We start from the raw sequence: 6,569 nt of genomic DNA, 5'->3' as shown, positions 1-6,569 counted from the left end.
AGTGAGAATGAGGCAATCACCCGCTGGGTCGACGGCTACCGCAAGGCCTGGCTGAGCAACGATCCCGACGACATCCGTGCGCTGTTCACCGAGGATGCCGAGTACTACACCCGGCCGCATCGCGAGCCCTGGCGCGGGCACGAGGAGATCGTCACCCGCTGGATCGAGAACGCGGACGGCCCGGGCGGCAGCACCTTCGAGTGGCAGCCGGTGCTGGCCAGCCCGGAGACCGCGGTGGTGCGCGGGGTGACCCGCTACCCGGGCGACAACGAGATCTACCACAACCTCTGGGTGGTGCAGCTGAGCCCGGACGGCCGGGCCAGCTCCTTCACCGAGTGGTGGATGGAGGAGTCGCAGGCGACCGGGGGCAGCGGCGACTGACCCGGAGTCACGCGCGGTGGTCCGCGTGCCGCGATTGGCAGTTTCTCGATGAACAGTGTCTTCTCTGCCAGCGCGTCGAGGCGGTCGGGCGCGGCATGATGGGGAGGTGATTCCGACGAGACTGACTGCAGCGACTCCCACCGACGTGGCGGGGTCTCCGACGGAGCGGCCAGCCACAGCGCACCGGGGCTCGCTCGGCCTCGTCCGCGGGACGGCGCTGTACATCGCCGCCGTGCTCGGAACCGGCATCCTCGTGCTGCCCGGGCTCACGGCATCCGTCGCCGGCCCCGGCTCGATCCTCGCCGTCGCCGCCGTCTTCCTGCTCTCGATTCCGCTGGCCGGCACCTTCGCGGCGCTCGCGGCACGCTACCCCGACCCGGGCGGCGTCGCCAGCTATGTGCGCCGCGCCCTCGGCAACACCCCGGCGCGCATCACCGGCTACTGGTTCTACTTCGGCGTCTGCGTCGGCGCGCCCGTCGTCGGCGTGCTGGGCGCCGAGTACATCGTCGCGGTGCTCGGCGTCGACCGCTCCGCCGTCGGCATCGTCGGCCTGGCCATCCTGGTGCCCCCGTTCATCGCGAACCTGTTCGGCCTGCGCGTCTCCGGCACCGTGCAGCTCGGCCTCACCGTGCTGCTCCTCGCCGTCGTCATCGGCGTGGTCGCCGTCTCCTTCCCCGCCGCAGACCCGGCCAACTTCTCCCCGTTCCTGCCGCACGGCCTCGGCGGCGTCGGCACCGCGATCAGCCTGTTCCTCTGGGCGTTCGCCGGCTGGGAGGCCGGCACCCACATCGCCGGCGAGTTCAAAAACCCGCGCCGCGTCATCCCCTGGGCGACGGGCATCGCCGTGGTCGTCGTCGGCATCGCCTACCTGCTGCTGCAGATCGTGACCGTCGCGGTGCTCGGGGCGGATGCCGGCGAGGGCCCCGTGCCGCTGATCACCCTCGTCTCCGCCGTGGCCCCCGGTGTCGGCCCCATCGCTGTCGCGATCGTCGCCGGCGTCGTCGTGCTCGGAGTCATCAACGTCTACATCGGGGCATTCGGCAAGCTGGGCGCCTCGCTCGGCCGCGACGGAGACCTGCCGCGCTGGCTGGCCAAGGGCGTCGAAGACGGGGCGGTGCCGCGCCGGGCGCTCGCCGTGACCGCCGTGCTGACCGCGATCTACTACGTGGTGATGGCCGCGGTCGGCTTCAACCTGACCGCGTTCATCCTCGTGCACACCAGCTGCACGGCCGCGATCTATGCGTTCGGCATGGTCGCGGCCGTGCGGATCCTGGACCGCTGGAGCATCGGCTGGTGGATGGCGGTGGTCGCCAGCGTGCTCACCGCCGGCATGCTCGTGCTGGCCGGGCCGAACCTGCTGATCCCCGCTGCCCTCGCCGGCGCGGCCCTCGTCGTCACCCTGGGCAAACGTGCCAGCGCGCGCCGCCGCGCTCGCGATACCGTGAGTGAGCCTGTCGAAGTCCCCGCGCCGGCATCCCGCCCCACCACCGAACTGGAGCCATCATGACCGAGTACCGCGCCCGCTTCGACGCCGTCGTCACCTTCGTCAACGGCGGCGACCTCGTCACCCGCGGCTTCCGGCTCGACCTGCCCGCCGCCGAGGTGTCCAAGCAGAAGCTCGCCGAGCTGTTCGTGCGCCACCTCGGGCTCACCCTCGTCGAGGACGTCACGCTGACGAACATCGAGATCGTCCGGGAGCAGCACCGCGGCAGCCGCGGCATCCCCTTCGCCGAGATGCTCAGCCAGGCCCTCGACGGCAGCGCGCTCGGCGCGGAGCTGGCCGAGCAGCAGGCGGCGGGTGCCGAAACGGAGCCCGAAACGGAGCCCGGCTCGGCGCCAACTGCCCGCCGCGTCGTCGACCTGAGCCACGTCATCCGGGCGGGCCTGGTGACCTACCCCGGGCTGCCCGCCCCGGTCATCACCCCGCACCTCACCCGGGAGGACTCGCGTGCCAAGTACGCGCCGGGAACCGAGTTCGCCATGGACACCATCACCATGATCGGCAACACCGGCACCTACCTCGACAGCCCCTACCACCGCTACGAGGGCGGCAACGACCTGGCCGGTCTCGACCTGGAGACCCTCGTCGACCTGCCCGCCGAGGTGTTCCACCTGACGGATGCCGGCAGCCGCGGCATCGGCGCCGAGGTGTTCTACGACCGCCAGCTCGCCGGCGCCGCCGTGCTGCTGCACACCGGCTCCGACCGCCTGTTCGGCCAGCCGGAGTACGCCGTCGACTCGCCGTTCCTCACCGAGGCCGGCGCCCGCCACCTCGTCGAGCAGGGGGTGGCGCTCGTCGGCATCGACGCGCTGAACATCGACGACGTCGAGAGCGGCGGGGAGCGCCCGGCCCACTCGCTGCTGCTTGAGGCCGGCATCCACGTCGTCGAGCACCTCACCCGCCTGGAGGAGCTGCCGGCGCGCGGCGCGCGCTTCACCGCGGCCCCGCCCAAGGTCGAGGGCTTCGGCACGTTCCCGGTGCGCGCCTACGCCACCCTCCCGGCCTAGCCGCGCCCCGGACCGCCGCAGACCCATGACCGCGCCGCCACCCGTTCCCGAGCCCTCCGCGGAGGGCGGGGCAGTGCGGGCGGCCCGGGCGGCGGGGAGCGCAGACCCGATCGCGCGTCTCGTCGGAATCGACTTCGCCCGATTCCTCGCGATCCTGGGCATGATGTGCGCGCACCTCCTGCCGCGGCCGGGGATGCCCGGGCACGAGGTCTGGCTCGACGGGCTCGTCGATGGCAACGCCTCGACGCTTTTCGCCGTGATCGGCGGCATCAGCGTCGTGCTCGCCACCCGCCGCTACCTGGAGGTCGGCGCGTATGCGGCCGCGGCGTGGGCGTTGGCGGCGCGCGGCGTGCTCGTCATCCTGCTCGGCGCCACCCTCGCGATGGCGCCGATCAGCGTCGTGATCGTGCTCGTCTACTTCGGGGTCGCGATGCTCGGCACGATCCCGTTCCTGCGGATGCCGGTGCGCTGGCTGCTCGGCAGCGCGGCGCTGCTCGCAGTGCTCGGTCAGCTGGTCAACGCGCCGCTCCGGGCGGCGCTCGACGTGGGCGACGAGGGCGGCGGACTGGCCTGGACCGAGTTCGCTGACCCGCTGCGCGCGCTCCGCGGCGCCCTCGTGACGGGCACCTACCCCGTCATCACCTGGCTGGTCTACCTGCTCGTCGGCATGGCGGTCGCGCGTCTCCTGCTCGCCGTGCGGCACGACGATCGCGCCGCGCGGCGCTTCCTCCTCGGCGCCGGCCTGCTCGGGCTCGGACTGGCCGTGCTGAGCATCGTGAGCTCGCGGCTGATCTTCGAGCTCTGGGGTCGGGCCGCCGCCGTGCAGGCCGCGCCCGGTCTCGACGCGGCGCTGATCGATGAGCTGGCCAGGCTGCAGGGGCAGGGCGCCCCGGCGGCGGCGGACTGGTGGTGGCTGCTGGGCGCAGCCCCGCACACCGGCACCCTCCTCGACATCCTGCGCGGCGTCGGCGTCGCACTGTTCGTGATCGCCCTCATGCTCGGGTTCGCGCGGTGGGCGCCGCGCTGGCTGCTCGTCGCACTGCGCCCGGTCTCGGCGGCGGGGGCCGCACCGCTCACGGTCTACACCGTGCACGTGCTGGGCGTCATCCTCGCGACGAGCCTGGTGCTGCTGCTCGGCCCGCCGGCGTTCAGCAGCGTTCCGTGGTGGTATCTGAGCGCCCAGATTCTCGGGGTCCACCTCGCCGTCGCGCTCGTCATCGGCGCCGTGCTGGCCGTGCTCGGCCGGCGCGGGCCGCTCGAGGCGCTCGTCAGCGCCGTGTCGACGGCGGCCGCGCGGCTCGGCTCCGGCTCGGCCCGACGCGGCACGCCTCCCGCGCGGAACGCCCAGAGCGCGCTCTGACACCCGCCGGCCGCGGGGCGGGGTCACCCCGCGGCCGCGTCTCCTGTGCTCGCGTCTCCTGCGCTCGCCACTCCTGCGCTCGCGACTCCTGCGCTCGCGACTCCTGCGCTCGCGACTCCTGCACCGGTCCCGCCGGCGCCGGGCTCGAGCCAGCGGCGCGGCCCGCTTCCGGAGACGCCGAGCTCGTCGCCGGGGTTTCGCAGCGAGCAGGTGCCGAGGCTCAGGCAGCCGCAGCCCATGCAGCCGTCCAGGTCGGTGCGGAGGTGCTGCAGCTCGGCGATGCGGGCGTCCAGCTGGGCGCGCCAGCGCTCCGAGATCCGGGCCCAGTCCCGCGGGCTCGGCGCCCGGTCGCCGGGCAGCGAGTCCAGGGCCGCGCGGATGTCGGCCAGCGACACCCCCACGCGCTGCGACACCTTGATGAACGACACGCGGCGCAGGGCGTCCCGCCGGTAGCGGCGCTGGTTGCCGTCGTTGCGCTCGCTCTGCAGCAGCCCCTCGCGCTCGTAGAAGTGCAGGGCGGACACGCTCACCCCGCTGCGCGCCGCCAACTCGCCGACGCTGAGCTGGCGTGTGGGGTCGCCGCCGAGTGATGGCATGCCGGTCCTCCCTGGTGCTCCGAAGCGGTTGACCTCAACCATAGTTGAGGTCCTAGGCTCAGAATCGTGCCCTTCGTAGAGTCAGACCCCAGCGAGCCCCAGAACACCCCCGGAGTCGGGGCGGCGGGCGCCGCGGCATCCGCAGGCGCGCGGGAGACCGGCGCGCGGCAGACCGGCGCGCGGGAGACCGGCCTAGGGGAGAGCGTGCTCGGGCCGAGATACCGCTGGATCAGCATCGGCATGTGCGTGCTCATCCTGCTCGCCGCCTTCGAGTCGCTCGCCGTCACCACGGTGATGCCGCTCATCGCCGACGAGCTCGCCGGCCGCTCGCTCTACGCCGTCGCCTTCGCCGGGCCGCTGGCCGTCAGCGTCGTCGGCATGGTTCTCGCCGGCAACTGGGCCGACCGCCGCGGCCCGAAGGCGCCGCTGTACTCCGCCGTCGCGCTGTTCGCGGTCGGCCTTGTGCTGGCCGGGACCGCCACCACCATGGAAATGCTCGTCGTCGGCCGCCTCATCCACGGCCTCGGGGGTGGCGGTCTCACCGTCGCGCTGTACGTCATCGTCGCGCGCGTCTACCCGCACCTTCTGCAGCCGCGCATCTTCGCCGGCTTCTCGGCCGCCTGGGTGATCCCCTCCCTCGTCGGCCCGTTCGTCGCCGGAGCCATCGCCGAGGCCGCCAGCTGGCACTGGGTGTTCCTCGGCGTCGTCGCCCTCGTGATCCCTGCCCTGATCATGGTGGTGCCCGCCCTGAGGGGAATGGTGCACGAGGCGGATGCCGACGCGGCCGTTCCCCGCTGGGACGTCGCCCGCATCCTCTGGGCGGCGCTCGCCGCCGCCGCGGTGCTCGTGTTGAACCTCAGCGCCGAGGCGGCCGGCTGGGTGCTCTGGGCGCTGCCGGTGGCGGCGGTCGTCGTCCTCGCCCTCGCACTGCGCCCGCTGCTGCCGACCGGCGCACTGCGCGCGGCGCGCGGGCTGCCCGCGACGGTGCTCGTGCGCGGTCTCATCGCCGGCGCCTTCTTCGGCGCCCAGGTCTACGTGCCGCTGATCCTCACCGACCGCTATGCGCTCACGCCGTCGATGGCGGGCCTGGCGCTGACGTTCGGCGGCCTGGCCTGGGCCGTGACCGCGCAGATCCAGGGGCGCTACTCGGCGACGCTCACGCATGCTCGCTGCCTGCGCATCGGCCTCGTGCTGCTCGGCACCGCGCTCGCGGTCACGATCGCGACGGCCGCCCTTGCGCTGCCGGCGCTCGTGCTGATCGTGGCGTGGGCGTTCGCCGGTGCCGGCATGGGCATCATGTACCCGCGCACCTCGGTGATGGCGCTGCAGTCCTCCACCGAGGCGGACCAGGGCTTCAACAGCTCGGCCATCGCCATCTCGGACGCGATCGGCGCCGCGGTCGCGGTCGCCGTCGCCGGCATCGCCTTCGCGGTGCTGGCCCCGGTCGGCGGGGTGTGGCCGTTCGTCGGTTCCTTCGGCCTCGCCGCGCTGTTCTGGTTGGCCGCGGTGCTGGTGCGGCCGCGGGCGGCCGTCAGCCCGCCCGCGCCCTAATCTCGACAGGCTCGATCAGCGGACGCCGACAGGCTCGATCCCCGGATTTCGACAGACTCGATGGGCGGACGTCGACAGGCGAACGCAGCGGCGAGCGGGCATGTTCCTGTCACATGGATTCGTGTGACTGTCACAAATGTGTCAGTCACATCGCCCAATGTCGGCATAATTGA

Annotated in this window: 6 protein-coding genes; 5 read left to right on the top strand and 1 reads right to left on the bottom strand. The window is 73.0% G+C overall.

Going from position 1 to position 6,569, the window contains the following annotated elements; all coding sequences use genetic code 11:
• The 4 genes from GY24_RS06010 to GY24_RS05995 form a co-directional block, all read left to right on the top strand.
• Nucleotides 1-381, top strand: a 381-nt coding sequence (locus GY24_RS06010; RefSeq protein WP_324778181.1) for a nuclear transport factor 2 family protein, incomplete at its 5' end; no start/stop codon positions are given.
• A gap of 106 nt (nt 382-487) precedes the next feature.
• The gene (locus tag GY24_RS06005; protein ID WP_233279221.1) at nt 488-1,888 is read left to right on the top strand and encodes an APC family permease; all 1,401 of its coding nucleotides are present in this window, start codon (nt 488-490) and stop codon (nt 1,886-1,888) included.
• Nucleotides 1,885-2,889 carry a cyclase family protein gene (locus GY24_RS06000; RefSeq protein ID WP_104474814.1) on the top strand — a complete coding sequence of 335 codons (1,005 nt, stop codon included), beginning with the start codon at nt 1,885-1,887 and terminating at the stop codon, nt 2,887-2,889. Before GY24_RS06005 ends, GY24_RS06000 begins: the two co-directional genes overlap by 4 nt.
• A gap of 25 nt (nt 2,890-2,914) precedes the next feature.
• On the top strand, nt 2,915-4,249 hold the full coding sequence (locus tag GY24_RS05995; protein ID WP_104474813.1) for a heparan-alpha-glucosaminide N-acetyltransferase domain-containing protein: 1,335 nt from the start codon (nt 2,915-2,917) through the stop codon (nt 4,247-4,249).
• Nucleotides 4,250-4,272: 23 nt separating this feature from the next.
• Here GY24_RS05995 and soxR read toward each other — a convergent pair whose 3' ends face one another.
• On the bottom strand, nt 4,273-4,845 hold the full coding sequence (gene soxR / locus GY24_RS05990; protein WP_104474812.1) for a redox-sensitive transcriptional activator SoxR: 573 nt from the start codon (nt 4,843-4,845) through the stop codon (nt 4,273-4,275).
• Between the two features lie 66 nt (nt 4,846-4,911).
• Between soxR and GY24_RS05985 the strand changes: the two genes are divergently transcribed.
• On the top strand, nt 4,912-6,396 hold the full coding sequence (locus GY24_RS05985; protein ID WP_324778180.1) for an MFS transporter: 1,485 nt from the start codon (nt 4,912-4,914) through the stop codon (nt 6,394-6,396).
• Nucleotides 6,397-6,569: the final 173 nt, after the last annotated feature.

It is taken from the genome of Microterricola pindariensis, assembly GCF_002936985.1.
Lineage (GTDB): Bacteria > Actinomycetota > Actinomycetes > Actinomycetales > Microbacteriaceae > Microterricola > Microterricola pindariensis.
Note: the sequence above shows the minus strand (reverse complement) of the source record. Positions and strands in the feature narration are given on the sequence as shown.

Excerpts from the sequence above, each read along its gene's own strand:
- GY24_RS05995 (WP_104474813.1), top strand. The coding sequence starts at position 2,915 with ATGACCGCGCCGCCACCCGTTCCCGAGCCCTCCGCGGAGGGCGGGGCA.
- GY24_RS06000 (WP_104474814.1), top strand. The coding sequence starts at position 1,885 with ATGACCGAGTACCGCGCCCGCTTCGACGCCGTCGTCACCTTCGTCAAC.
- soxR (WP_104474812.1), bottom strand. The coding sequence starts at position 4,845 with ATGCCATCACTCGGCGGCGACCCCACACGCCAGCTCAGCGTCGGCGAG.